Consider the following 22,315-nt stretch of genomic DNA (forward strand, 5'->3'; position numbering starts at 1 on the left):
GGGGGCCGAACGGCGTAGATCCAAGTTGACGCGGTGTGGCCTTCCCCTCGCTCGTGGTATCGGGGCCCTGAACCCCGCTTTTGCCGGGTGCCCAGATGGGGTGCGTTGAGTATTCGTCCTACTCTTGTCGGGTGGAAACTTTTGGCGAATCGACGACGACGGCGGCACCCCCGGTTGCCGAACTGCACCTACACATCGAGGGGACGCTCCAGCCCGAGCTGATTCTCGCGCTCGCGGAACGGAACGGGATTGAGCTTCCGTACGCGGATCTGGACGAGTTGCGCGCACGGTACGAGTTCACGGACCTGCAGTCCTTCCTGGATCTCTACTACGCCAACATGGCCGTGTTGCGCACCGAGCAGGATTTCGCGGACATGACCAGGGCGTATTTGGCACGCGCCGCGGTCGGCGGCGTGCGGCACGTCGAGGTCATGATGGATCCGCAGGCGCACATCTCGCGTGGGGTAGCGCTGGAGACGTGCGTGAACGGTGTGGCATCCGCACTCGCGACGTCGGTGGAGGAGTTCGGCGTCTCGACGCTCCTGATTGCCGCGTTCCTGAGGGACATGTCCGAGGAATCTGCGTTGGAGGTTTTGGACCAGCTTCTCGCGATGAAGGCGCCCATTGCGGGCATAGGCCTGGACTCGGCAGAGGTGGGCAATCCGCCGTCGAAGTTCGAACGACTGTACCGCCGCGCGGCGGAGGCCGGACTGCGACGGATCGCGCACGCCGGCGAGGAAGGCCCTGCTTCGTATGTGTACGAGGCTCTCGACCTGCTTGGCGCTGAGAGGATCGACCACGGCATCCGATGCATGGAAGATCCGGCCCTGGTTGAGCGGTTGGTGGCTGAGCAGATTCCGTTGACCGTGTGCCCCCTGTCCAACGTCCGGCTGCGCGCGGTGGATACCCTCGCCGAGCACCCCTTGCCTGCGATGTTGGCAGCCGGGCTGAATGTCAGCGTGAACTCGGACGATCCCGCATACTTCGGCGGCTACGTGGACGACAACTTCGAGCAACTTGTCGCAGTGCACGGCTTGTCTGTTGCTGACCGGGGCCGCCTGGCCGCGAACTCTGTGCGTTCGTCGTTCGCGGACGAGGCACGGAAGGCGGAACTGTTGGCCGAGGTTTCGCAGTGGGAGAAGGCTTCAGAGGCCAAATAACCCCAACATGAAGCTCTCCAGCCCTATCGAAGTTCCCGGAACACTTCCTGAAACGCGGAGTGGTTTGGATAGCCTTGATTGCTCATGGCATGCACCATGGCTTTGGTCATCCAATCCTGGGGGAGCCAGGTCCGGCTGGTCATCTGGGGATGGGTCGGATTACAGACAGAGGCCCAGAGCATGAAGACGAGTTCGGCCCAATCAGAATGAAGGATCCACTTGATCGGGCCATTCTCCGAGACTCCGTCGATGCTGAGCTGCCCCGGACCCACCAATGAGGCCATATGGATACTGCGCCAGTTCCAGGCATGGATGGCGGTGGGGGAGTGAAGGTAAAAGCCAAAGTTGCTCACGGCCACGGTCCCGTGGTCGATTGGAACCCAACGCGGCTGGGCCATATCCGCTGCCTGCCGCCGTCGTGATGCGTTGCCAATAGCTTGCGCGGCGGCGAAACCCGCCATCATAGCCAATCCGCCTCTTCCCGTGGCAACCATCATTCCGTGGCTGTGGGTGTAAGTACCGTCCCCCGGAGCATGCCACGAGAGCAGCTGAAACCCTCCGTGTGCAACGATCCTCTCCTCGGGTCCGCCCAGTCGCAGGGCGAACGGCACAGGAAGATGCTGACGTTGCCCCAACTGACCTCGCATCGTGAGGACTGCCAATTCCGCAGTGGTCCAAAGTGCCTCGTCGCGGGCAGTCCAATGCTCGTTTTCGTCTTGCACACGCTTTTTCCCCATGGGGTTTAAGCTAGCCGATTCCCGAGGGGATGTGGCCGCCGAGGGGCAAGGTTGTGGATATGGGCTGACTCGGCGCCGCTCGGAACAAAGTGGATTCTGGCCGAAGCTCTCCCAGAGGCCTTCGAGGGTACCCCAACCGCCGGCTACTGACTGGTACCCGAGAGCCTTCCATCACTTGTCGACCGTTTGGGCGTAATAGTGGGTCACGACACACGGTGTTTACCAAGAACAGTCGCCAGAATTTACAGAACATTGGCAGACTGCTGAAGGAATGTTCGCCGTTGAAGGAGACCCAGTGGCCAAGTCCACCGTCGAAAAAAGCAGTGCCCGTCTCAAGACCGTCCTGGACGTCTTGGCTGAGGGAACGTGGTCCGAGAAGTCGTTGAATGCCGGCGAGATCCTGGCAGAAGCGATTGTCCGTGTCCCGTTGGATGAGCGCGAGAGTGAGCTGCTTAGTGGAGGCATTCCACGCGGCCATAAGAGCCTGACGACGGAGACCGCGAAGCTGGTCAAGGCTGGCTGGCTGGTTAAGGGCCGTTCGGGCTGGACCATCACCGACGACGGGCTTCGTGCCACTGTCGCTTTCGCCAAGCCTGACGAGTTCGTTACTGCGCTGACTGAGGGCATCCCCGTCCCGGCAGACACGCCGCTTCCGACGGCGCCTGTGAAGAAGGCAGCCGCCAGGAAGCCCGCGGCAAAGAAGGCTCCTGCTGCCGAAAAGGCACCGGCCGCTAAAGCAGCCGCGGAAAAGGCGCCCGCCTCCAAGGCGGCGCCTAAGAAGGCTGCCGCACCCAAAGCGGCTCCCGCCGTCGAGAAGCTCGACCAACCGTCCGCCGTCGCGATCGCCGGTGACTTCAACACGATTCTCGGCGCGCCTGAGGACTGGGCTCCGCAGTACGACGAGGTCCAGATGAAGTTCAATTCCCGTCGTAAGGTGTGGACCCTCGCCGCTACGCTGCCTGCCGGTTTCTACACCTACAAGATCGCACTGAACCGCTCGTGGGACGAGAATTACGGCGCGTTCGGCGCGCGTGACGGTGCCAATCACGAACTACAGCACAACGGCGGCAAGGTCACCTTCACGTACGACCACGCCACGCGCGACATCGTCACGGCTTAGCCCCTTCTTCCAAGCTTTCTCCAAGCCCAAACGCGGGCTTGGAGAAAGCTTGGAGTTGAATTACGTGACGCATGTTTGTCCGCTGCGCGTCATTTGACTGGACAAGCGGCATGGCCGTGCGGAATCCTCCTGGTGCATTTACTTACATGTGGGGGGATACGTATGCCTGAATGGATTACGGCGTTTTGCAGCATGTTCGCTTTGCTTGCGGCCGCGTGGGCTGCTTGGACGGCAGCCGGCGTGCACAAGATTGAACGCGATAGGGACATTAAGGCCGACGAAGACAAACTCAAGGCTCAAGCCGGCGAGGTAGCAGCGTGGAGTGCGGCCCACGTCGACTCGGATGGGTCCGCATTGGCCTACGGAGTTGTGGTGAACAACGGCTCCACCTCTCCGATCTTTGACGTTGTCCTGGAAGCACAGGACGTTCGGGGCAAACTCCGGCCATTGAATCTCCGGCTACTGCCGCCCGGGGAGTACTTTGTGGAGTCACATAAGGACCGCAGTGGTTGGGCCTTGGCCGATCACACGGGCGCTCTGGCCGGGTTCACCCGGCCAATCACCCGTAAGGAGAACTGGTGCGTAACGCTTCTGGTCTTCCGGGACGCTCAGAACAACTTGTGGTCCCGGACCAATGCCGGATTGTTGGAAAGGGCAAACCAAGCAGGAATCTAGGAGTCCTCCGTGCCAGGAAACTTTGATGGCTGCACAGAGTGTGTCGACCTGGTTGCGTCGGGAACAAAGCGCCTAGGTTCCGAGGTTAGGGTAGGTCAAAAGCACCTAACCGAGGAGCCAGCGATGACCGATGCCACCTTCCGCCACAACGTTGACCGCGAACGCTTTGAAGTGCTCGCCGATGGACACGTGATCGGGAAGGCCGCGTACAAAGCATACGACGACGGCGGGTCCCCGCAGCGGATTTTCTACCACACCGTGATCAACGAGGAATTCGGCGGCCAAGGGCTGGCGGGCAGGCTCGCCGAAGTTGCCTTGGACGAGACTGTGAGCGAAGGACTCGGGATCGTGCCGGTGTGCCCTTTCATCAAGAAGTTCCTCACTAAGCACCCGGAATACGCGGCGAACGTGACTGCCCCGACGCTGGCGCATTTGGAGTACCTCAACGCGGCCCTCGTTCCGGCTGCCAAGGCCTAAAAGCGGTGGGTCGCGCCGCCGTCGCGCCTCATGAATACATCAATGAACCCGGAGTCGTGAGGACCTCGCCGGTCTCCAGCCAAGTCTTCAGGCCGGAGAGGATCATCGGCCAACCGCCGTAGATCTGGTCGTTGCCGCCTTCGCGCAAGTCGCTGTGGGTGACGGTCAAGTGGCAAGAGTCTCCGACGGGTTCGATCTCCCAGGTGACGCGCGACGTGCCTTCGGCTTTGACGTCCTCGCCCCAGAGCGCGCGCATGGTCTGGACGAGCCGGCGCGGCGGATCGACCTCTATGTTTTCGCCCTCGCCGAGGACCATCCCGTTGGCCTTGGGGTTGTGCATCTCGTAGTGCCCGCCCGGCGTCCAATCGGCGGTGTGGGTGTTGCCGAACTGGTACTTGCTGCGGGTGTCGCTGTCCGTGATGGCTTCCCAAAGCCGCTCCGGAGTGGTCTTGATGTAGATTTCGAAGATCTTTTCCACGGGAGTTTCCAATCTCGTCTTGAGGTCGCTCAACGCAGCGGCCCACGGTTCTGCATATTTGCTCACCCAACGGTCGTGGACGAGCCTGATGGGTACCGGATTCAGGTAATGGAGCTTTTCGCGACCACGACGGCGGGTCACAACCAGCCCGGCTTCCTCAAGGATCTTGAGGTGCTTCATGATCCCGAAACGGGTCATGTCGAACCGTGCTTCAAGCGCGCTGAGCGTCTGCCCGTCCTCGCGGAAGAGCTCGTCGAGCAGATCCCTGCGGGTGGGGTCGGAGAGTGCCTTGAAGACGGCGTCCATGCATTCAGAATAGGTGACCATTTGGTCACATGTCAATGGATTCGGGTGGACTTCAACTGGGCAGGCTCATGTCCGGGTGGGTCTGAAGTGGTGGTTGCGTCGGGGTGTTTGGCGGGGGTCGATGTGGGGTGGTGGTTTGAACCATGGCACGCCGGTTTCCATGGTGATGGTCCAGTGTTCTTTGTGGATGACGTGGTGGTGGTGGCTGCATAAGAGGGTGCCGTTGTCGGTTCCTGTGGTGCCGCCGTTGGTCCAGTAGGTGATGTGGTGGGCTTCGCACCAGGGTGCGGGGATGGTGCAGTCGGGGAAGGCGCAGCCTTGGTCGCGGGCGATGATGGCTTTGCGGATGTGGGGCGGGAAGATCCGGGTGGTGCGGCCGATGTCCAGGACGCGGCCCTCGCTGCCGAGCAGGACGGGGATGATGTCGGCGTCGCAGGCGATCTTGCGGATGGCCGAGGGGTGGAGCGGGCCCTGGAACGTGGCGGCGCCGCCGCCGAGGCGGGGGCCGGCGGGCGTTTCGCGGTCGAGGTGTGCGTGGTGTTCGAGGCGTTCGAGGAGGTCTTGGTAGTCGATGGTGACCATCACCTGGGGGCGGAGGCCGCCGTTGGCGGGCAGTTCGCCGGTGGACAGGGCCACGGCGCAGGCGCCGACGAGTCCGTCGAGGAGTTTCTGGGGGCGGGAGCGGCGGTCCAGGTCGGTACCGGCGCCGGTGTCTGTGTCGGTGCCGGTGGTGTTGGGCTGGAGGCGGGGGTTGGTGGCGGTGTTCATGACGGTGGCGAGGGTTTCGAATTGTTCGGCGGTGGCGAAGATTTCCAGGTGGTGCAGTCCGCGGCGGGGTTTGCGGATGAACGCTCCTTGGCGGTGGCGCAGTTCTTCCTCGCCGGGTTCGGTTCCGTCCTGATCGATGGCGTCGACCCAGCGCTTGGCCATCCGGTTCACGAAGTCGGGATCGCTTTCCATGGCGGTCCGGGTGAGGGCGTGTTCCATCTGGTGGGTGGTGTCCGTGTCGGCGAGGTGGCGTACCTGGTCCAGGGCGATGGTGATGAGGGTGGCTGAGCGGGAGGGCAGGGCCGCGGTGGTCAGGGCCGCGGCGAGGACCTCGTGCCGTGCGGGGAGGTCCTGCCCTGCGATCCCGGTCTGCGGGAGCACGCTTTCGGCCAGTGCGAGCCGGCGTCGGGCTTCGCCGATGCCGATCCGCAGCCTGGCGCGCAGGAATTCGGCGGCGTTCCGGTACCCGTCGTCGAGTGCCGCGGCTGCGGTATCTGTTGCGGTGGGTTCGGTCCAGCCGGTCCGCCACCCCGGCGCCGGGGATGCCTGCGGTGCGGCCTGGGCTTCGCGCCGGGTCCGTTCCACGGCCTGGGCTGCGACGAGCTGCAAAAACTCGACCGTCCGGGAGATCTCCTCGACCTTGCCGGCGAAATCCGCGGCTTCAGGGAAAGCCAACACGCGGGCGTCGGCGAGAGCGGTTGAGCGCAACGCATCGATCGCCGCCAGTGCCTGATCAAGGCCTGTTGCCGATGACAGTGCGGCCCGCGACAGTGTGGCCGGCGACAGCGCGGCCCGCGACAGTGTGGCCGGCGACAGCGCGGCCCGCGACAGTGCGGCCCGCGACGGCCCGGCGGCCGGGTTTCGCTGTCCGGTATGCCAGGCAGGAACGGGCTTCAGGCGGCGGGACAGGCGTTCCAACGCCACGATCCCGACCTCGGGCGGGGCTGCCCGACGTGCCACGAGTTGACCGATGCCTTCCATGAATAAACCCTGACACGGGGGTCTGACATTAATAGCCCCCGCGCTGCCAATCGACGCCGCGAAAAGCGAAACAAGGAAAACAGGTCTCAAAAATCAGGTGCTGAGGTCCCAATGAACCCGTATCGCCTCGGCGATCGGGCCGGTGACGTCGATCTGGAAGGCAACGGGTGCGGTTCCCGTCTCTTCAATGACGGTGTCGTGGTAGACCCGGCCGCATGACGGACACAGAGTGTAGAGGTCCTCATCGTCGGGCCACGGAGCCAGTCCGGCGGGGACCGGCGTGTTTGCCCCGGAGTAGACCGGGACGCCTTGTGAGTTGGCCTGAATCAATCCCTCTTTGCTGACGGTGTTTCCGCAGAGGCAAGTGATCGTGGTGACATCGTGGCCGATGACATCAGCGAATTCAGTGTCCATTTGAGCTCCCGGAGTCGGAAGAGACGTTCTGCTTGTAGCTTATGCCCGCGGATCGCCTCCCGTCGCTGCCACTTTGGCCGCGCCTTGATTACTTGGACGGAGGTGGGCCCAAGCTTCAGCCTAGACTCCTTGGATGGCTACGGATCTTGAGAGTGTTTTCCTCAACGGCACGGTTGGTGCCGGCAAGACGACCACGGGCGAAGCCCTGCACTGGCTCCTCGCCGACGACGGAATCAGCAATGCCGTGATCGACCTCGATGAGTTGCGGCGGAGCTGGCCTGCGCCTTCAACGGACCGGTTCAACCACGAGCTGGAACTGAGGAATCTCCAAGCTGTCGCGGGGAATTATCGTGACGTCGGCGTACGGAGGTTCATTCTGGCAGGAGTGCTTGAGCAATCCACTGAGGTGGAGCGCTATCGTGCGGCCCTCGGTGGAGGAAAACTCACGGTGATCCGGCTGGATGCGTCAATCGAGACTATCCACGAGCGACTCAGGGTCCGCCACGAAGCCCAGGGCCGGGAGCTGGCATGGCACCTGCATCGCAGCGTGGAGCTCGATGAAATCCTGACTGAAGCCCGACTCGAAACACATGTGGTGGCGACCGGACCGCGAAGCCCAAAAGAGGTTGCCCAGGCAGTTCGGGCTCTGGTTGGGTGGTAGGAGCAGCCAAGCCCGGCAGACCCATGGAGCCCGCCGACAACGCTTAGTGAAGGGACGCGATGAAATCCAACGAACTGCTGCAGGATGCCTTTGGCCGGATCCGTGACACTGTGGCCGCCACCCTTGAAGGGCTCGACGACGGCTCTCTGGTCCGTCGGCCCGCCAGCACCGGAAACTCGATTGCGTGGTTGATCTGGCACCTCAGCCGGGTGGAGGACGTCCAAGTCGCCTCCGCCGCCGGCGTCGAACAGGTGTGGACCTCGCAGGACTATGCTGGTCGATTCAAGCTGCCGCTCCCTGAACGCGACACCGGCTACGGCCACTCGAGCGATAAAGTCGATGCGGTTCAGGCCCCGCCGGAGCTGCTGCTCGAATACTACGACGCCGTCCACCGGCAGACGGTTGCGTTCCTGAAAACCCTCGGGGACGAAGACCTTGATCGCATTGTCGACACCCGCTGGGATCCGCCCGTCACCATCGGCGTGCGGTTGGTCAGCACCATTGCGGATTGCCTTCAGCACGTGGGGCAGGCCGCCTATGCCAAGGGCTTAGGCGGCCTGTGAGCGCACTCCTTATACGGCTTTCCGGGGTTTGAAGACCAACCCTAGGACGGCTGCTAGCGCGAGCGCGGAAAGGACGGTTGCCGACCAGAACCCGGCCCGTCCGCCGGTCAGGAAGTCGCCGGGGATAGCGAAGGCCGCGTAGATTGAAGCCACAATGGCCAGGCCGACGGCGCCACCCAGTTGCTGCATTGTCTGGAAGAGCCCCGACGCGGACCCTGCGTGCTCCGGTTCGACATTGCGCAGCGCGAGCGTTGTGAGCGGCATGAACGTCATGCCCGCCGAGATTCCAGTGCCCAGAAGTGCAAGCAAAACAAGGGCGAACGGTGTGTCCGTGTTCAGTTGTGTCAGCGGCAAGAAGGCGACGACGCGAAGGGCGGTGCCGAAGATGACCAGCCGGACGGCCCCGAAGCGCTCGAGTAGACGCGGGACGATCCGCGACATCGCGAAGATGCTCAGTGGCATCGGCAGGAACGCCAGTCCGGTCACCATGGGCGTGAGGTGCAGATCGTCCTCGAGGTACTGGACCATGAGGAAGAACATCGCCAGCATCCCGCCGTAGGTGGCCGCCATCGCGGCCAGCGCAGCCACTCGGCTCGGGCTGCGCAGCAGCTGTGGACGGAGCAGTGGGTGGGCGACCCTCCGCTCGGTGACGGCGAGCACTGCGATCAGTGCTGCCCCGACCACCAGGCCGCCGATCGTGCGCGGGCTGGACCAGCCGACGTCGCCCGCTTGAATGAGACCCCACACGATCGCGACGGCGCCGCCCGTGGCGGTCACCGCTCCGAAGATGTCGAAGCGCCCGGGCCGTCGGGGGGTTTCCGCGACAAGGCGCGGCACCGCGATGAGGACCACGACGCCGATCGGTACGTTGATGAAGAGGGTCCACCGCCAGCTGGTGGTGTCGGTGAGCAGTCCGCCGAGGATGAGCCCGAGCGCGCCACCCATTGAGGCAATGGCGGAGAACAGTGCGAGCGCCCGGTTCCGCGCGCCGTCGTCCTTGGCGCTGGTGGTGATGAGCGCGAGGACGCTCGGGGCGGCGAATGCGGCGCCGAGGCCTTGGAGTGCGCGTGCGATAACAAGGAGGAGGGGCGACGTGGCCAAGCCTCCAAGCAGCGAGAAGAGCGTGAAGGCCGCGACGCCCACTAGGAAGGTGCGACGGCGGCCGACGACGTCTCCGATCCGTCCGCCGAGCAGCAGGAGGCCGCCGAAGGCGACGGCGTAACCGTTCAAGACCCAGCTGAGCTCGGCCCGGTCGAAGTGGAGGTCGGTGGCGATGTGGGGGAGCGCGACGTTCACTACGGTCGCGTCGAGGACAAGCATGAGTTGGGCCAGCATGACCAGCCAGAGGCCAATGCTGCCGGCGCGACGGCCGGATGTAACGATCCCGGCCGGTGCGCGAGTGGCGATTGTGGGTGTCATGGGAGGTGTCCTGTTCTAGCCGAGGGGGCTGACGTACACTAAGAGGAGAGTTGCTCCGTTTAGAACTATACGGAGACACTCTCCGTTTTGCAATGGTGTATTGAAAGGTGTTTCTGTGCGCGCTGACGCTCAACGCAACCGCGATCGGATTGTGGAGGTTGCACGTGCGCTCTTCCGGGTCAAAGGCTACGAAGCCGTTTCGATGGACGAAGTCGCCAAGGCGGCCGAGGTGGGACCCGGTACGCTCTATCGACACTTCCCGACCAAGGAGTCCCTGTACGACGCGGTTCTCGAAGCGTGGGCAGAGAAGGTCAACACCGCCGTCGACCGGGCCCTTACGCTCGACGCCACCGCTCGGGAGCGGTTGTTGAATTGGTTGACCGACTATGCGTCGATGCTGACCGAGCACAAGGGCGCCGCCGCGCGGATTACCGCCGCGCTGGGCGACCCGGGTTCACCATTTGCAGCAAAGTGCCAGACCTACCTCGGCGCCAATCAGCGCGTGATCGAAGCGTTGGACTCCGCCTTGCGCCCTGGAGTCGATGCAATGCAGATCAGCCGGCTCGTCGGCGGCGTGGCTGCAGTGGTAGATAACAGCGAACTTCCGGCTGATGCAGCAGCATCGATGCTCGCGGTAGTCGCTGACGGACTTATCGCTTCCTGACGCGGTTCAGCGCTGTGCTGAGTACTCCAGCATCTGAGCTGTACTCCAAGTGCACCACGTCACTTACTCGCAAATTCGTTAATCAAGTCCAGTAGGGATCACTCAAGGCTGCCCAGAAGCCCGTCCGTAGGATCCGTAGTGAGCCGAAGATGGCTCACTGCCATTGCTTTTGGGATGCAATGTGCGGCAGTACCAACCCCGGCAGGGCCCTGAACCATGCCAAGGACGCACATCATGAAAACTGCAAAACTCATGGCCGTCGCTTGCCTTTTGCTTGCTTGGACAGCCACACCATTATCCGCCGCACATGCCGCACCGATGGATGCTTCGGGCATTGTCTTGGGCAGCGACATTTCCTGGCCCCAATGTGGTGGCGGACTTCCTGTGGGCCAGGCGTTCGGAATTGTCGGCGTGAACGACGGCCGTCCGGGCACCGCGAATCCCTGTTTCGCCGAGCAGCTGGGCTGGGCCAGCGGCTCGGTGGGCGGGACAAGCCAACCCGCGGCCGCCTTGTACGTCAACACAGCCAACCCCGCGGAGTATGGCGGGTGGTGGCCGGCATCCGATGCGGACGTGGTCATGAGCCGTCCAAACCCGTATGGGAGCTGCGACGGGACGGCTTCGGCGGCGTGCGCCTACCTCTACGGTTACGGCATCGCGTTCGACGACGTCAATCATTACGGCGTACCCGACCCCGCCAAGCACATGTGGTGGCTGGACGTGGAGACCGGGAACGCATGGTCCTGGGACACCGTGGCCAACGCCGCGGATATTGAAGGCATGGCCGCCTACCTGCAAGACATTGGCGCGCAGGTTGGCATCTATTCAACCTCGTACCAGTTCGGAGTAATCGCCGGGCAGCTTCACCCGGACAGCAATCTGAACGGGCTCAAGAGCTGGCTTGCCGGAGCAACGTCCCCGGAGTCGGCAGTGGAACTCTGCTCGGCCCCGCCCCTGACGGCCGGCGGCGTGGTTGCACTCACCCAATTCACCATTGACTTCGATTACAACTACTCCTGCATTCCGCCGGCACCGCCACCACCCCCGCCACCCGCTCCGGTAGTGGCCCCGCCGAAGCCCCCGGTCCCGACGCTGACCACAGACGCCAGCGGTAAGCGGAAGCCGGTGCTGTCGGTAGCGCAGAACTGACCGTTCCCAGACGAGGTTCGTGACGCGTCGTTTCGTGACCTCAGGCAACGATGGACCAGACTTAGGGACGTGACCAACAAACCCCGCCCCGGCCTAGCGATCGCTGCACTGAGTCTCGGGACGGCGCTGAATCCGTTGAACTCGTCGATGATCGCGGTCGCGCTGGTGGTTCTGCGCCAGGACTTTGCGCTCGACGTCGCCACGGTCACCTGGGTGATCACGTCCTTCTACCTGGCCTCGGCCGCTGGCCAGCCGCTCATGGGCCGTCTGGCGGACCGCTTCGGTCCGCGGAGGTTGTTTACATTCGGCATGGCGGTGGTCGCCATTTCCTGCCTTCTGGCACCGTTCTCGCCGAACTTCGCGCTGGTCTGCGTGGCCCGCGCGCTCATGGCGGTGGGGACCGCGACGGCGTACCCGTGCGCCGTCGTGATGGTCTCCACGCTCAGCCGGCAGGCGAACATCAGCTCAACCAGACCCCTCGGCCGCATCCAGATGGCGAACACCTCGGCCGCTGCGGTGGGGCCCGTCGTCGGCGGCCTCCTGGTGAGCCTGGTCGGCTGGCAGGCGCTGTTCGCGATCAACGTGCCGATCTCGCTCCTTGCCCTGATTGTGGTGCGGCAGGTGGCACCGCCCGACGTCGGACGCGAAAGCGGGAAGTTGTCGGCCCTCCTCCGCGATTCCGACATTCCTGGCATCCTGGCGTTCATCGCATCACTGACGCTGGCGATGATGGCGCTGCTGAACGTGATGCCGGCCTACCGCTGGTGGTTCATCGCCGTCGCCGTGGTCCTGGCGGGGCTGTTCGCATGGCGCGAGTTCCGGTTCACTCCGCCGTTCCTGGACTTGCGGCTGCTCGGCCGGAACCGGCCGCTGTTGCTGTTGTACTTGGGTTTCGCGGTGTTCAGTGCGGTCTACTATTTTGCCTTCTTCGGGCTTCCGCAGTTGCTGCAGCAGGCTGGAAAGTACGACGCCGGCGTGGTCGGCCTGCTGATGCTTCCCCTGGCTGCCATGTCGGTTTTCATCACGCCGGTGACGGTGCGGTTCATTGAGCGTTACGGCGTGCGGTCCGTGATGATCGTCGGCGTCGTGCTTTTGGCCCTGGCTTCCGGCGCGCTCGGGGCGCTGACGCTGTCCTTCTGGCCGCCGCTGGTGCTCGGGCTCACGGCGCTGATGGGTGTTCCCTATGGCGTGGTCAGCACGGCGTCGAACCAAGGTTTGTATGTGTCGGCGCGGCCCGAGGACAGGGGAGTGGCCGCCGGGATTTTCCAGACGTGCCGATACCTCGGGGCCATCACGGCGACAGTTCTCATTGGTGTGCTGTATGGGCCCGGAGTCAACCAGACGAACTGGGGGCTCATGGTGTTGGTGATGCTGGGGCTGGGCGCGGTGGTGTTTGTGTTGGCCCTGGCTTGGCGGAAGCCGGGGGCCGTGGGATAGGTCCAATCGCGCGGCCAGAAGGGCGCGGGAGAACAGTAAGCCCTCCGCCCCACTTGCAGTGATGCCTGCATAGGCGGCAAGTGCCGTCTGCCTGGATGCTTCGTCATTGCAAGTTGAATTGAATCCACGTCCAAGGGCTGCTTGTTGGGACAGGGTTTCCTTTTTCGTGGCCGTCGCGAAACAAGGGGCGTGGTCCCGGCCACGGGGAAATGACGACCGGGGAACTCCCGGCCCTGACCTGCGGTTTTGTCGAGCAGCCACGCACCCTGGAGTCCTTCATAAGGAGGCTCGCGCCTTGGGTTAGCAGAGCTTGTTGACACCCCGATAAGGCGGGAATATCGTCGGCCTTACGAGGTTCGTGGGTCTCATAGTGAGTGGTTTCGGCGCTGCCTCTGGGGGAGCTCCGCTAGTCGAATGAACTAGCGAGGAGAGTCCTCAATGTCTTGGGAAATGTCCGGAAAATATGTTGCTAATTGCAGTTGCGCTTTGATCTGTCCGTGTCCGGTGGACGGCAGGCCCAACAGTGCCAACGGCGAGTGCCGCGGCGTGGCAGTGTTCCATGTTGCGAACGGGAAGCTCGATGACACCGATCTTTCGGGGATCGACTTCGCCTTCGTCAATTTCTTCCCGTCTAACCTCACAGCGGGCGGTTGGAAGATCGGCGTCGTCGTCGATGAGGGCGCTTCGGACGGCCAGACGACCGCCCTTGAAAGCATCCTGCACGGCGAGGTCGGCGGACCGTTCGGAGATCTGTCGGCCCTGTACGGCGAATGGTTGGGCGTTCAGCGGGCCGGCGTCACGTTCTCCGATGGAGACAGCCCCTCCGCCTCGGTGGGAGACAGTGTGAATTACACACTTGAAACGCTGCCCGGACCGGGTGGTAGCGTCACCACCGTCAAGAACGCGATGTACGCCTTCGCGGCTGACTACATGATCGGAAAGGCCCCGGGGCACTCGGATCTCTTCGGCCTGGACTTCGACGGGATCTATGGCGAGAGCGGAGAGTTCGCCTACGCAAGCGAAATGGCCGAAGGCGCCCCCAAGGGTAGGGCATGACAGCCGGGAACCTGCCTCGCAGAAAGTTGATTCGTGGAGCTGTGGCCGGCGGTACGCCGCGTGCCACAGCCTTCAACTTGGATCCACGCGAGGCCGGTCTGGTTGCTGTATTGCTGATTCTCGCGGCCGTGAGCTGGATCGTTTCTGCCGTGCAAACGTCCGGGATGGACATGGGGCGTTGGACGGATCCCGGGCCGCTCGGTTTCTTCCTCACCACCTGGGTGGTGATGCTTGCGGCGATGATGTTTCCGTCGGTGGCGCCCATGGTTGTCGCTTACGCCAGGATCACCCACCACCGTCGGGAGACCGGGCGCTATGCCCCTCCGGGTTCCACGGCCGTGTTCGTTGCCGGCTACCTGATCTCGTGGACGATCTTCGGCCTCGCTGCCTATGCGCTCTACGCAATTGTCGCATCCCTCGTCCCCGGCTTTTTTGGCTCCGATCCGGGCGGTCGCTATCTGGCAGCGGGAGTGATTTTTGTGGCGGCCGTCTACCAACTCACGCCGGCCAAGAACGTTTCGCTGATGAAGTGCCGGACGCCCATGGACTTCATTCTGCGCCGCATCCGCTACGGGACCTTTGGTGCGCTGCGTCTTGGACTCGAGCACGGCGCATGGTGCGTTGCTTGCTGCTGGGCGCTGATGGTGGCGCTCTTCGCGCTCGGCGTGATGAGCGTCGGCTGGATGGCTGTGGTGGGGGCGTTCATTGCCTTGGAGAAGATGCTCCCGTGGAGGCGGCTCGCTAACCGATCGGTCGCCGTCGCGCTCGCCGTGATCGCCTTGGCGATCGCCTTCACGCCCGCGATGGCACCGGGAGTCGGGATGTAAATGCGGGGAAAAAATGGGACGGTCTCATTCATTAAGGAGTCGGAAATGACTGATGGCACTGGACTGATCGGACGTTTTTACAAAGAGATCATTGAGGGTGGAAATCTCGATCTGATTGATGAGCTGGCGACGGACAACTTGGTCGACCACGAAGAGGCTCTCCCCGGGCAACCGCCTGGGAAGGAAGGTGTTCGGTTCTTCGTCTCCGCCATCCGGACGGCGTTCCCGGACATCAAGGTCAAGACGATAGAGCCGTGGCTGACTGACGGAACCTTGGAGGCGTGCCACGTGGTGATGACGGGTACGCACCGCGGAGACATGGCGGGCGTGCCGGCGTCTGGCAATACCGTCGAATTCGGCGGGACCGACATCATCCGCGTCGAGGACGGCAAGGTTGCTGAGCACTGGGGATCCACAGACACCCTCAGCCTCATGCAGCAGATCGGTGCGATTCCGCAATAGCGTCTCCCGCCCGCGCTCCTAGCTGCGGGCGGGAGGCATTCGGAGGTGAGCCGGGAAGTCTGGTCGGCAGGTCGATACGTCTGTCCTAGAACCGGAGATCCCCGTGAAAATTCCGAGCGGAGCGTCCACCGGAGGTGGACTGGGAAGAGGTCTGCGTTCCCGGACCGCCCTGTTGCTGGCGTTTGCCTTCGCGGTCATGGCCGACCCTGTCTCCTCCGTCGCGTACGCCATTGAAGCGGCTCTGCGTGCCCTGAACGGCGATTTGGCTTGGCTGGTCCCGACGATGGTCTTGGTAGTGGCAATCGTCGCCTTGGTCATCGTGAACTACCGGCAGCTCCTCGCGCGCTACCCGAGAGGCGGCGGGGCGCCGGCCGCGGTGGGTGAGGCCTTCGGAGATGGCTGGTCCTTCATCCCGATTGGCGCGCTGGTGGTGGATTTCCTGCTCACTATCGCCATCAGTGTCTCTGCGGGATCCTCGGCGGTCATCGCTTATTTTCCCGCTCTTGCTCCCTGGCGTTTGCTACTCGGGCTGGGCTTGGTGGTCCTTGTCGGTGCCGCGACCTGGTTCGGTCATCTTGGCAGGCTGGTTTTCGCCGCGATGACGATGGCCTTTATCGTCGTTTCCGTTGTCGTCCTTGCCTACGGTCTGGGCGCAGCACCTCAACCGCTCGGCACGATCGTCGGGGCTCCAGGGCATCCACCAGTCCTTGCCGTGGTGCTTGCCTTCCCCGTCGCCATGGCCATGGCCACCGGTGTGGAAGCGGCGACGTCGGCGGTCGCCCAGCTCGGTCAGCTCGGCAATGACGGGAAGCGGCGTTTCGGGCAGCTCACCCTCTGGCTGACTCTCGCCATCGTCGGCACTATCACGCTGGGTCTCGCCCTCGAGGCCGCGCAGCTGCACGTCGGCATCCCTCCAAAAGACAGCACGCAGATCGCCGAGCTCGCCCGCCTGGCTGCGCCGGCGCCCGTGTTCGCCGCGTTCCAGCTCGTTACTGCGCTGCTGCTTCTCTCGGCGGCCTCCTCGGGTTTCCAAGCGGGACCGGGCCTGCTCAAAGCTCTGGCGCGCCACATCAACCCCAACGGTGAGACCGTCGGCGTCCTTCCTCTCTCGCTGGGCCGTACCAACCACCACCACACGCCCTATTGGGGTGTGGCGGTGTTCATCGTGCTGGCCGGTGCCGTAACAGCCGTCGCCGGGGGCAACGACCAGGAGCTTGTCCTGTTCTACGCAGTCGCGGTCTTCCTCAGCTTCCTTGGCGGTCTGGTCTCCATGGCCCTTTTGGCCCGCAAGGAACGCCAGCCGGGGGTCTTCATCCTCAATACTGTCGGAGCCCTCGCTGTGACCTTCACTCTCGTTGTCAATCTCTCCCGCGGGTTCCCCATCGTCAGCCTCGCCGCCGCCGTCGCCGTCGCGGGCTTCCTTTACCGGGCCTGGACCAAAGCAGGATGCCCCCGCGGCATCCGCAACGTGGCCGCCGAAGCAGAAATCGAATGACGCACGCAAACCTTAGTTTGCGGCGTCGCTCGCGCCGTCGGCGTCGTGGAAGGCTTCGAGCAGTGCCGCGCCCTCCGCGAGGAGCGGTTCGCGATCGGCTGGCTGGGCCACGAGCCGGGCCACGTCGCTCATGAGGGTCTCGACGTAATGACGCACGACAGCGTGGTGGGCTGCGTCGCCGAACCACACAAGCTCACGGCACGCGCGGAACAGGGCCCTGACGACGCGAGGCTCGTTCGCGCCGTAGCGTCGCACCTGTCCGAGGGCCAGGTCCACGAGATAGGCGAAATCGCGGGCCGGTACGTAAAGTCTCACGGTGCCTTGCGCGTCCGCCACGGCCTGCGGCCCGTGCTGCCGGAGTGAGAGGGCCGCGAGGATCGAGGCGAGATGGTCCACCGCTTGGTTCGCAGTGTAGGGGTCGTTGATGGCGGGCGAGAGCGCTTTGGACGCGACGTCGGCGAGTTGCCGGATCCCGAAGGCGACGTCCTGCTCAAGGGTCCGCTCGTAACCGATCCGCACGCTCTCGGCGAGCGCCCGGCGGAGTTCAGTGCCGCCGTCGAGGGCAAGAGGACGCGCGCCGTCGCCGGTGGCCTCCCACACCCAGGCGAGCGGGGAACCCGCGACGACGTGTCGGCCGATCATGGGCACCATCCGGCCAGTGAGGCCCCGGCTCGCGAGCACCCCGACGAACGCCTCCACATGGAAGGCTTGGACATATCCGGACTGCGGTACCGGCAAAGCGGTGGCGCCGGGCGGCGGGTTTGGCATGCGGATTCCGGGATCACCAGGGACGAAGGACCGCTCGATCACCTTGAGGGTGGCCTTCTCGACGCCCTTCATGACTTGGTCCACCTGGATCGAATGGGACAGATGGTGGGCGAAGAAGACGAGCATGACCATGCTCACGAACAGCAGCAGGAGTGCGCCGCTCACCGCGAGGCGCGGGTAGTCCTGGGTGCGCTGTCCGGCGGCGATGCCGACGGTGTAGAGGCCAGCCGTGCTGTACGCGAACGTGGCCACGAACGCGCTAAGGGTCACCTGGTTGGGGATATCGCGCAGGAAGTTCCGCAACAACCGCGGGCTGAACTGCGTCGACGCGAGCTGCAGTGCCACGACGGTGAGGCCGAGCACGACGGCGATGACAGTCACCATGGTGCTCGCAATCCCGATGAGCAGGTTCCGCGCGTCGTCGGATGTCCCTTGGAAGAGGAGGACGGCGAAGGGTGACGTAGCGTCGAGCTGCACCGCGGAAAGGCCCGCGCCGGCGATGATCGCGATGATGACGGCGCAGGTCGGCATCGCCCACAGGGCACTCGCCAGATACTCCCGAACGGCCTCACGCCTCACAAGTGTCACTCTCGACTGAGGGTGCCCGCCAGTCAAGGGGAAGCTTGTGAAAAGTAGATATCGGACGGTCGCTCCACCGGTAAGAATTGGACAATGTGCAGTGCACTAAAAGTGCAGTATGATGCACTTATGGATGAGAGTACAACTGCCCTGGCATCCGCAATCGGCGCCCGGGTCAGGCAGGAGCGGCAGTCGCGGGGCTGGACCCTTGACCAATTGGCGGATGCTGCCGGCGTGAGCCGCCGAATGGTGGTCAACGTCGAGCAGGGCGCCGCGAATCCGAGCGTGGGAACCTTGCTGAGGATCAGCGACGCGCTCGGAGTCGGGCTGCCGGCCTTGGTCGAATCGCCCCAGCCCAAACCGGTAAAGGTCACCCGCCGCGGTGAAGGAGCGGCATTGTGGAGCAGCGCTTCCGGCGGCCAAGGGGTGCTGGTGGCCGGCACTGAATCGCCGGACGTGGTTGAACTGTGGGACTGGACCTTGAGCCCTGGTGACCATCACGTGAGCGAGGCCCACACCACGGGTACCAAGGAACTTTTGCAGGTTCAGGAGGGCACAGTGGTGGTCGAGATCGCAGGGCAAGCGATCACCCTCGATACCGGCGACGCTGTCAGCTTCCCGGGCAACGTGGCGCACTCCTATGCCAATCCGGGCACGGGGCCGGCGAGGTTCTCCCTGGCCGTTTTCGAACCCGGCGTAGGGTCCGGACACAGGCATGAGTAAACGCGCAATCCGCGGTGCCGCGGTGCCACCATGGGGGCTGGCGGTTGCCGCGATGTTGTCGGTCCAGTTGGGGTCCGCCCTTTCGGTGGACCTGATCCCTGTGGTGGGCGCCGCCGGTACCGCGTGGCTGAGGCTTAGCGTGGGAGCACTCATCTTCCTGGCAGTGGCCAGGCCTCCGCTGCGTGCGGTACGCCGTCGCGATGTGCCGGTGCTCCTCGCGCTGGGTGTCGCCACGGGGCTGATGACCATCGCGTTCCTCGCCGCCATCGAGCGCATCCCGCTCGGCACCGCCGTCGCGATCGAGTTCCTTGGCCCGTTGACCGTCGCCTCCCTGCGCAGTCACAACGCGAGGGCCCTTCTCTGGCCTGCTCTCGCGCTTGTGGGAGTCGTACTGCTCACCGAACCCTGGCAAGGGCAAATCGACCTTGCGGGTATCGGGTTCGCCGTCCTCGCCGCCGTTGGGTGGGCTGCCTACATTCTGCTCACCCAACGCGTTGGCGATCGCTTCACCGGCATCGGAACACTTTCGCTCACGGTTCCCGTGGCTGCCGTCACGGCAGCGGTCGTCGGTATCCCGCAAGCCGCTGGACAGCTCACTTTCGGTGTCCTCGCTACCGCAGTCGCGGTGGCTGTCCTGATGCCCGTGTTGCCCTTCATCCTGGAGTTGCTCGCGTTGCGCCGGATGACTTCAGCCGCCTTCGGCACCCTGATGGCGCTCGAACCCGCTTTCGGCGTTCTCCTCGGGCTGCTCGTGCTGCACCAGCAGCCCTCGCTCATCCAGTTTGTCGGCATCACGCTGGTGGTCCTCGCCGGCGCCGCAGCGCAACGCGGTGGTCGACGTCACCCGCTCACCACTGATCAGACCGGGACGCGCCCGGACCTTGACCTTGTCGGCTAGATAGGGAGCTGGAGTCCTTGACTTCAAGTTCGGGCTCAACAAGGGTGGAAGGGATCGATCCAAGCGAAATTCTTTCGAAACAGGAGATCCACAATGACTCTTCCCAACGGTTTGACCCCCGGCACGTGGTTGCTGGACATGTCCCACAGCGAAATTGGCTTCAGTGTCCGGCACGCCGGCATCAGCAAGGTCCGCGGACGCTTCACTGACGCGAGCGCCGAGGCCCGCATCCGCGAGTCCCTCGCCGACGCGTCGCTCCACGCAACCGTCAAGACCGCGAGCTTCGACTCCGGCGACGCCAACCGCGACGCCCACGTCCGCGGTGCCGACTTCTTCGACGTCGAGAAATACCCGGAGATGACCTTCCGGGCCACGAGCGTAGAGGGCGACGGCGAGGACTACACTCTCACGGGCGACCTCACCATCAGGGGGATCACCAAGCCGGTGGAGCTGGAAGTTGAGTTCACCGGCGTCGCGGTTGATCCTTTCGGCGCGACCCGCGCCGGGTTCTCCGCCGAAACCGAAATCAGCCGGAAGGACTTCGGACTGACGTGGAACGCAGCTTTGGAGACCGGCGGTTTCCTGGTGAGCGACAAAGTGAAGATCAACCTCGAGGCTGCCCTCGTGAAGCAGGGCGAGCCCGCAGCCGAGTAGTCAGAGCCGAGTAGTCAAGAGGTAGCCGGCCGCCCGCTCAACTCACGGTGTAAGAGTTGAGCGGGCGGCCGGTGCTGCCATAGGTCAGGTCCAAAATGAGAAGGCCTTTTTGCTCCAGGACGCTGAGGTAACGCTGGGCAGTTGGGCGGCTGACACCGAGCTGCTCGGCGATCTGAGCAGCACTGATGGGACCCCCGGCGGCGCGGACGGCGTCGAGCGCTTTCTGCATGGTGGGCTGCAGGCGCGGCGCCGGAGGGGCGGCCCTGACCCCCGCCGAGCGCGCGTTGTAGAGGCCGTCAATAGTGGCTTGGTCGGCAGTTGAAGCGGAATCCAGCTCCTGCCGCCAGCTCCGGTACGCCTCCAACTGCGTGCGGAGCCGGTCAAAGCTGAAGGGCTTGACGAGGTAATAGACCGCGCCGCTAGTCATTGCTGACTTGACGGTGGCCAGGTCCTGGGCAGCGGTGACGATGATGCAATCAACGTCGGTTCCGGAAGCCTGCAGGGACCGCAGCATCGAGATCCCGTCCTCGTCCGGAAGGTGTACATCGAGCAAGAGCAGGTCCGGGTTGAGGCGCTCAATTGCCTCCCGAGCGGCTGTGGCGCTGTACACCTGACCGACGCATTCGAAACCGTCAACCCTGGCCACGCGGGCAGCGTGGATTCCGGCGACCCGGAAATCGTCGTCAACCATCAATGTCTTAATCAACGTCTGCGCTCCTGTCCTTTCCGCGACGGTGCGGGCATTTCCCGGGTAGTTGAAGCGACGGCAGAAAACGCACAAAACGTGCACTTTTGCGGCTAAGGCGCACAACTTACTGAAGACTTCTGGCCCGGATGAACCCTTCCTAAGCTTTACACAGTTCCAGTGATCCACATCACGAATTCGTCGGACTCCCAATGAAGGGATCCGGATGACAGCGCAAGCTGCCGCTGGAAAAACGAACGAAAGACAGAGAGGTCTTAGCGTTATGAATGCTAACCACCCCAACCGGCCGCCCGGGGCCCCTGAGAGGGAAGAGGTCGCCGCGGGCATCGACATCGTCGGGTTGACCAAGCGTTACCTCACGCCCAAGCACGAGACATTCACTGCCATCCGCGATGTGACGCTGAGGGTCGAACCCGGCGAGTTCTGCGCGATCGTCGGACCGACGGGCTGCGGCAAGTCGACCACCCTCGCTCAGGTTTCCGGACTCGAGCGGCCAAGCGCCGGTTCGGTGAGGGTCCACGATCAGATCGTTGACGGCATCACCAACGGCGTCAGCTACATGTTCCAGGCGGACGCACTCTTCCCGTGGAAGACCGTTCTCGGGAACGTCTTGATCGGCCCGGTCCTGCTCGGAACCCCCAAGAAGGAAGCCACCTTGCTCGCAAGGGATTGGCTGCGCCGCGTGGGCCTGGCCGGCTTCGAGGACCGGTATCCGCACCAGTTGTCCGGCGGTATGCGCAAGCGCGTCGCCATGGCGGCGGCCCTGATCAACAACCCGCGGATCCTCTTGATGGACGAGCCGTTCGGCGCCCTCGATGTGCAGACCAAGGCCATCATGCAGAACGAGCTGCTGCAGCTCTGGGAGGAACTGCGCCCCTCTGTCCTGTTCATCACGCACGACCTCGACGAGGCAGTGGCGCTGGCGGACAAGGTGGTCATCATGACCAGCAGCCCGGGCACGATCAAGGATGTCTTTGACATCGATCTGCCCAGGCCGCGTGGAGATGTCCAGAAGATCCGGCACGAGGAGCGGTTCCTGGAGCTGCAGGGCCAGATCTGGGAGTCCTTGAAGGACGAAGTCACCCGTGCCTACAAGCAGTCGGCGGGTGTAGCAGCATGACAACCACAATCAGTAGAG

24 protein-coding genes are annotated in these 22,315 nt (G+C 63.8%); 17 read left to right on the top strand and 7 right to left on the bottom strand.

Annotation, left to right across the window (positions count from 1 at the left end; translation table 11 throughout):
• Nucleotides 1–131: 131 nt before the first annotated feature.
• A complete protein-coding gene (locus LFT47_RS05200; RefSeq protein WP_236815928.1) occupies nucleotides 132–1,160 on the top strand; it encodes an adenosine deaminase in 1,029 nt (342 codons plus the stop codon).
• Nucleotides 1,161–1,183: 23 nt separating this feature from the next.
• Here the strand turns inward: LFT47_RS05200 and LFT47_RS05205 are convergent, their stop codons facing one another.
• Nucleotides 1,184–1,897 carry a hypothetical protein gene (locus tag LFT47_RS05205; RefSeq protein ID WP_236815929.1) on the bottom strand — a complete coding sequence of 238 codons (714 nt, stop codon included), beginning with the start codon at nucleotides 1,895–1,897 and terminating at the stop codon, nucleotides 1,184–1,186.
• 295 nt (nucleotides 1,898–2,192) lie between these two features.
• On the opposite strand from LFT47_RS05205, the gene LFT47_RS05210 reads away from it, so the two are divergent.
• From LFT47_RS05210 to LFT47_RS05220, 3 genes are all read left to right on the top strand, one after another.
• On the top strand, nucleotides 2,193–3,017 hold the full coding sequence (locus LFT47_RS05210; RefSeq protein ID WP_236815930.1) for a pullulanase X25 domain-containing protein: 825 nt from the start codon (nucleotides 2,193–2,195) through the stop codon (nucleotides 3,015–3,017).
• 162 nt (nucleotides 3,018–3,179) lie between these two features.
• The gene (locus LFT47_RS05215) at nucleotides 3,180–3,692 is read left to right on the top strand and encodes a hypothetical protein (RefSeq protein ID WP_236815931.1); all 513 of its coding nucleotides are present in this window, start codon (nucleotides 3,180–3,182) and stop codon (nucleotides 3,690–3,692) included.
• Between the two features lie 123 nt (nucleotides 3,693–3,815).
• A complete protein-coding gene (locus LFT47_RS05220; RefSeq protein WP_236815932.1) occupies nucleotides 3,816–4,169 on the top strand; it encodes a GNAT family N-acetyltransferase in 354 nt (117 codons plus the stop codon).
• A 28-nt stretch (nucleotides 4,170–4,197) separates the two neighbouring features.
• On the opposite strand, the gene LFT47_RS05225 is transcribed toward LFT47_RS05220, so the two are convergent.
• The 3 genes from LFT47_RS05225 to LFT47_RS05235 form a co-directional block, all read right to left on the bottom strand.
• Nucleotides 4,198–4,953, bottom strand: coding sequence for an ArsR/SmtB family transcription factor (locus tag LFT47_RS05225; protein ID WP_236815933.1), 756 nt, complete (start codon nucleotides 4,951–4,953; stop codon nucleotides 4,198–4,200).
• 66 nt (nucleotides 4,954–5,019) lie between these two features.
• Entirely contained in the window at nucleotides 5,020–6,702 is a 1,683-nt protein-coding gene (locus tag LFT47_RS05230) for a DUF222 domain-containing protein (protein ID WP_236815934.1), read from the bottom strand.
• 93 nt (nucleotides 6,703–6,795) lie between these two features.
• Nucleotides 6,796–7,116 carry a hypothetical protein gene (locus LFT47_RS05235; protein WP_236815935.1) on the bottom strand — a complete coding sequence of 107 codons (321 nt, stop codon included), beginning with the start codon at nucleotides 7,114–7,116 and terminating at the stop codon, nucleotides 6,796–6,798.
• Nucleotides 7,117–7,249: 133 nt separating this feature from the next.
• Here LFT47_RS05235 and LFT47_RS05240 point away from each other — a divergent pair, with 133 nt between their 5' ends.
• Both LFT47_RS05240 and LFT47_RS05245 read left to right on the top strand, forming a co-directional pair.
• Entirely contained in the window at nucleotides 7,250–7,777 is a 528-nt protein-coding gene (locus tag LFT47_RS05240; RefSeq protein ID WP_236815936.1) for a hypothetical protein, read from the top strand.
• 59 nt (nucleotides 7,778–7,836) lie between these two features.
• Entirely contained in the window at nucleotides 7,837–8,340 is a 504-nt protein-coding gene (locus LFT47_RS05245; RefSeq protein WP_236815937.1) for a mycothiol transferase, read from the top strand.
• A 9-nt stretch (nucleotides 8,341–8,349) separates the two neighbouring features.
• On the opposite strand, the gene LFT47_RS05250 is transcribed toward LFT47_RS05245, so the two are convergent.
• Nucleotides 8,350–9,759 (bottom strand): MFS transporter, encoded by a 1,410-nt coding sequence (locus LFT47_RS05250; protein ID WP_236815938.1) that lies wholly within the window; start codon nucleotides 9,757–9,759, stop codon nucleotides 8,350–8,352.
• Between the two features lie 115 nt (nucleotides 9,760–9,874).
• On the opposite strand from LFT47_RS05250, the gene LFT47_RS05255 reads away from it, so the two are divergent.
• The 7 genes from LFT47_RS05255 (at nucleotide 9,875) to LFT47_RS05285 (ending at nucleotide 16,849) form a co-directional block, all read left to right on the top strand.
• Nucleotides 9,875–10,423, top strand: a complete 549-nt coding sequence (locus LFT47_RS05255; protein ID WP_236815939.1) for a TetR/AcrR family transcriptional regulator — start codon at nucleotides 9,875–9,877, stop codon at nucleotides 10,421–10,423.
• Nucleotides 10,424–10,657: 234 nt separating this feature from the next.
• On the top strand, nucleotides 10,658–11,572 hold the full coding sequence (locus LFT47_RS05260) for a hypothetical protein (RefSeq protein ID WP_236815940.1): 915 nt from the start codon (nucleotides 10,658–10,660) through the stop codon (nucleotides 11,570–11,572).
• Nucleotides 11,573–11,641: 69 nt separating this feature from the next.
• Complete coding sequence (locus LFT47_RS05265) at nucleotides 11,642–13,009, top strand: MFS transporter (RefSeq protein ID WP_236815942.1); 1,368 nt, start codon at nucleotides 11,642–11,644, stop codon at nucleotides 13,007–13,009.
• Between the two features lie 450 nt (nucleotides 13,010–13,459).
• Nucleotides 13,460–14,065, top strand: a complete 606-nt coding sequence (locus LFT47_RS05270; protein ID WP_236818369.1) for a DUF1326 domain-containing protein — start codon at nucleotides 13,460–13,462, stop codon at nucleotides 14,063–14,065.
• Nucleotides 14,062–14,892, top strand: coding sequence for a DUF2182 domain-containing protein (locus LFT47_RS05275; protein ID WP_236815944.1), 831 nt, complete (start codon nucleotides 14,062–14,064; stop codon nucleotides 14,890–14,892). Before LFT47_RS05270 ends, LFT47_RS05275 begins: the two co-directional genes overlap by 4 nt.
• Nucleotides 14,893–14,937: 45 nt before the next feature.
• Nucleotides 14,938–15,354 (top strand): ester cyclase, encoded by a 417-nt coding sequence (locus LFT47_RS05280; protein WP_236815945.1) that lies wholly within the window; start codon nucleotides 14,938–14,940, stop codon nucleotides 15,352–15,354.
• Between the two features lie 103 nt (nucleotides 15,355–15,457).
• On the top strand, nucleotides 15,458–16,849 hold the full coding sequence (locus LFT47_RS05285) for a hypothetical protein (RefSeq protein WP_236815947.1): 1,392 nt from the start codon (nucleotides 15,458–15,460) through the stop codon (nucleotides 16,847–16,849).
• A gap of 12 nt (nucleotides 16,850–16,861) precedes the next feature.
• Here LFT47_RS05285 and LFT47_RS05290 read toward each other — a convergent pair whose 3' ends face one another.
• On the bottom strand, nucleotides 16,862–18,196 hold the full coding sequence (locus LFT47_RS05290; RefSeq protein ID WP_236815949.1) for a DUF2254 domain-containing protein: 1,335 nt from the start codon (nucleotides 18,194–18,196) through the stop codon (nucleotides 16,862–16,864).
• A gap of 129 nt (nucleotides 18,197–18,325) precedes the next feature.
• Between LFT47_RS05290 and LFT47_RS05295 the strand changes: the two genes are divergently transcribed.
• The 3 genes from LFT47_RS05295 (at nucleotide 18,326) to LFT47_RS05305 (ending at nucleotide 20,471) form a co-directional block, all read left to right on the top strand.
• Entirely contained in the window at nucleotides 18,326–18,919 is a 594-nt protein-coding gene (locus LFT47_RS05295; RefSeq protein ID WP_236815951.1) for a helix-turn-helix domain-containing protein, read from the top strand.
• Nucleotides 18,912–19,817 carry an EamA family transporter gene (locus LFT47_RS05300; RefSeq protein ID WP_236815953.1) on the top strand — a complete coding sequence of 302 codons (906 nt, stop codon included), beginning with the start codon at nucleotides 18,912–18,914 and terminating at the stop codon, nucleotides 19,815–19,817. Before LFT47_RS05295 ends, LFT47_RS05300 begins: the two co-directional genes overlap by 8 nt.
• A 93-nt stretch (nucleotides 19,818–19,910) precedes the next feature.
• Complete coding sequence (locus tag LFT47_RS05305; protein ID WP_236815955.1) at nucleotides 19,911–20,471, top strand: YceI family protein; 561 nt, start codon at nucleotides 19,911–19,913, stop codon at nucleotides 20,469–20,471.
• A gap of 37 nt (nucleotides 20,472–20,508) precedes the next feature.
• On the opposite strand, the gene LFT47_RS05310 is transcribed toward LFT47_RS05305, so the two are convergent.
• Nucleotides 20,509–21,177 carry a response regulator gene (locus tag LFT47_RS05310; protein WP_236815957.1) on the bottom strand — a complete coding sequence of 223 codons (669 nt, stop codon included), beginning with the start codon at nucleotides 21,175–21,177 and terminating at the stop codon, nucleotides 20,509–20,511.
• A gap of 262 nt (nucleotides 21,178–21,439) precedes the next feature.
• On the opposite strand from LFT47_RS05310, the gene LFT47_RS05315 reads away from it, so the two are divergent.
• A complete protein-coding gene (locus LFT47_RS05315; RefSeq protein ID WP_236815959.1) occupies nucleotides 21,440–22,297 on the top strand; it encodes an ABC transporter ATP-binding protein in 858 nt (285 codons plus the stop codon).
• The last annotated feature ends 18 nt before the right edge of the window (nucleotides 22,298–22,315 follow it).

This window comes from Arthrobacter sp. FW306-2-2C-D06B (assembly GCF_021789175.1).
In the GTDB taxonomy this organism is placed as follows: Bacteria; Actinomycetota; Actinomycetes; order Actinomycetales; family Micrococcaceae; genus Arthrobacter.

Bases quoted from the DNA above. Each gene is read 5' to 3' on its own strand.
- LFT47_RS05205 (WP_236815929.1), bottom strand. From the start codon at position 1,897: ATGGGGAAAAAGCGTGTGCAAGACGAAAACGAGCATTGGACTGCCCGC.
- LFT47_RS05215 (WP_236815931.1), top strand. From the start codon at position 3,180: ATGCCTGAATGGATTACGGCGTTTTGCAGCATGTTCGCTTTGCTTGCG.
- LFT47_RS05220 (WP_236815932.1), top strand. From the start codon at position 3,816: ATGACCGATGCCACCTTCCGCCACAACGTTGACCGCGAACGCTTTGAA.
- LFT47_RS05225 (WP_236815933.1), bottom strand. From the start codon at position 4,953: ATGGACGCCGTCTTCAAGGCACTCTCCGACCCCACCCGCAGGGATCTG.
- LFT47_RS05230 (WP_236815934.1), bottom strand. From the start codon at position 6,702: ATGGAAGGCATCGGTCAACTCGTGGCACGTCGGGCAGCCCCGCCCGAG.
- LFT47_RS05235 (WP_236815935.1), bottom strand. From the start codon at position 7,116: ATGGACACTGAATTCGCTGATGTCATCGGCCACGATGTCACCACGATC.
- LFT47_RS05240 (WP_236815936.1), top strand. From the start codon at position 7,250: ATGGCTACGGATCTTGAGAGTGTTTTCCTCAACGGCACGGTTGGTGCC.
- LFT47_RS05245 (WP_236815937.1), top strand. From the start codon at position 7,837: ATGAAATCCAACGAACTGCTGCAGGATGCCTTTGGCCGGATCCGTGAC.
- LFT47_RS05250 (WP_236815938.1), bottom strand. From the start codon at position 9,759: ATGACACCCACAATCGCCACTCGCGCACCGGCCGGGATCGTTACATCC.
- LFT47_RS05260 (WP_236815940.1), top strand. From the start codon at position 10,658: ATGAAAACTGCAAAACTCATGGCCGTCGCTTGCCTTTTGCTTGCTTGG.
- LFT47_RS05270 (WP_236818369.1), top strand. From the start codon at position 13,460: ATGTCCGGAAAATATGTTGCTAATTGCAGTTGCGCTTTGATCTGTCCG.
- LFT47_RS05275 (WP_236815944.1), top strand. From the start codon at position 14,062: ATGACAGCCGGGAACCTGCCTCGCAGAAAGTTGATTCGTGGAGCTGTG.
- LFT47_RS05280 (WP_236815945.1), top strand. From the start codon at position 14,938: ATGACTGATGGCACTGGACTGATCGGACGTTTTTACAAAGAGATCATT.
- LFT47_RS05295 (WP_236815951.1), top strand. From the start codon at position 18,326: ATGGATGAGAGTACAACTGCCCTGGCATCCGCAATCGGCGCCCGGGTC.
- LFT47_RS05300 (WP_236815953.1), top strand. From the start codon at position 18,912: ATGAGTAAACGCGCAATCCGCGGTGCCGCGGTGCCACCATGGGGGCTG.
- LFT47_RS05305 (WP_236815955.1), top strand. From the start codon at position 19,911: ATGACTCTTCCCAACGGTTTGACCCCCGGCACGTGGTTGCTGGACATG.
- LFT47_RS05315 (WP_236815959.1), top strand. From the start codon at position 21,440: ATGAATGCTAACCACCCCAACCGGCCGCCCGGGGCCCCTGAGAGGGAA.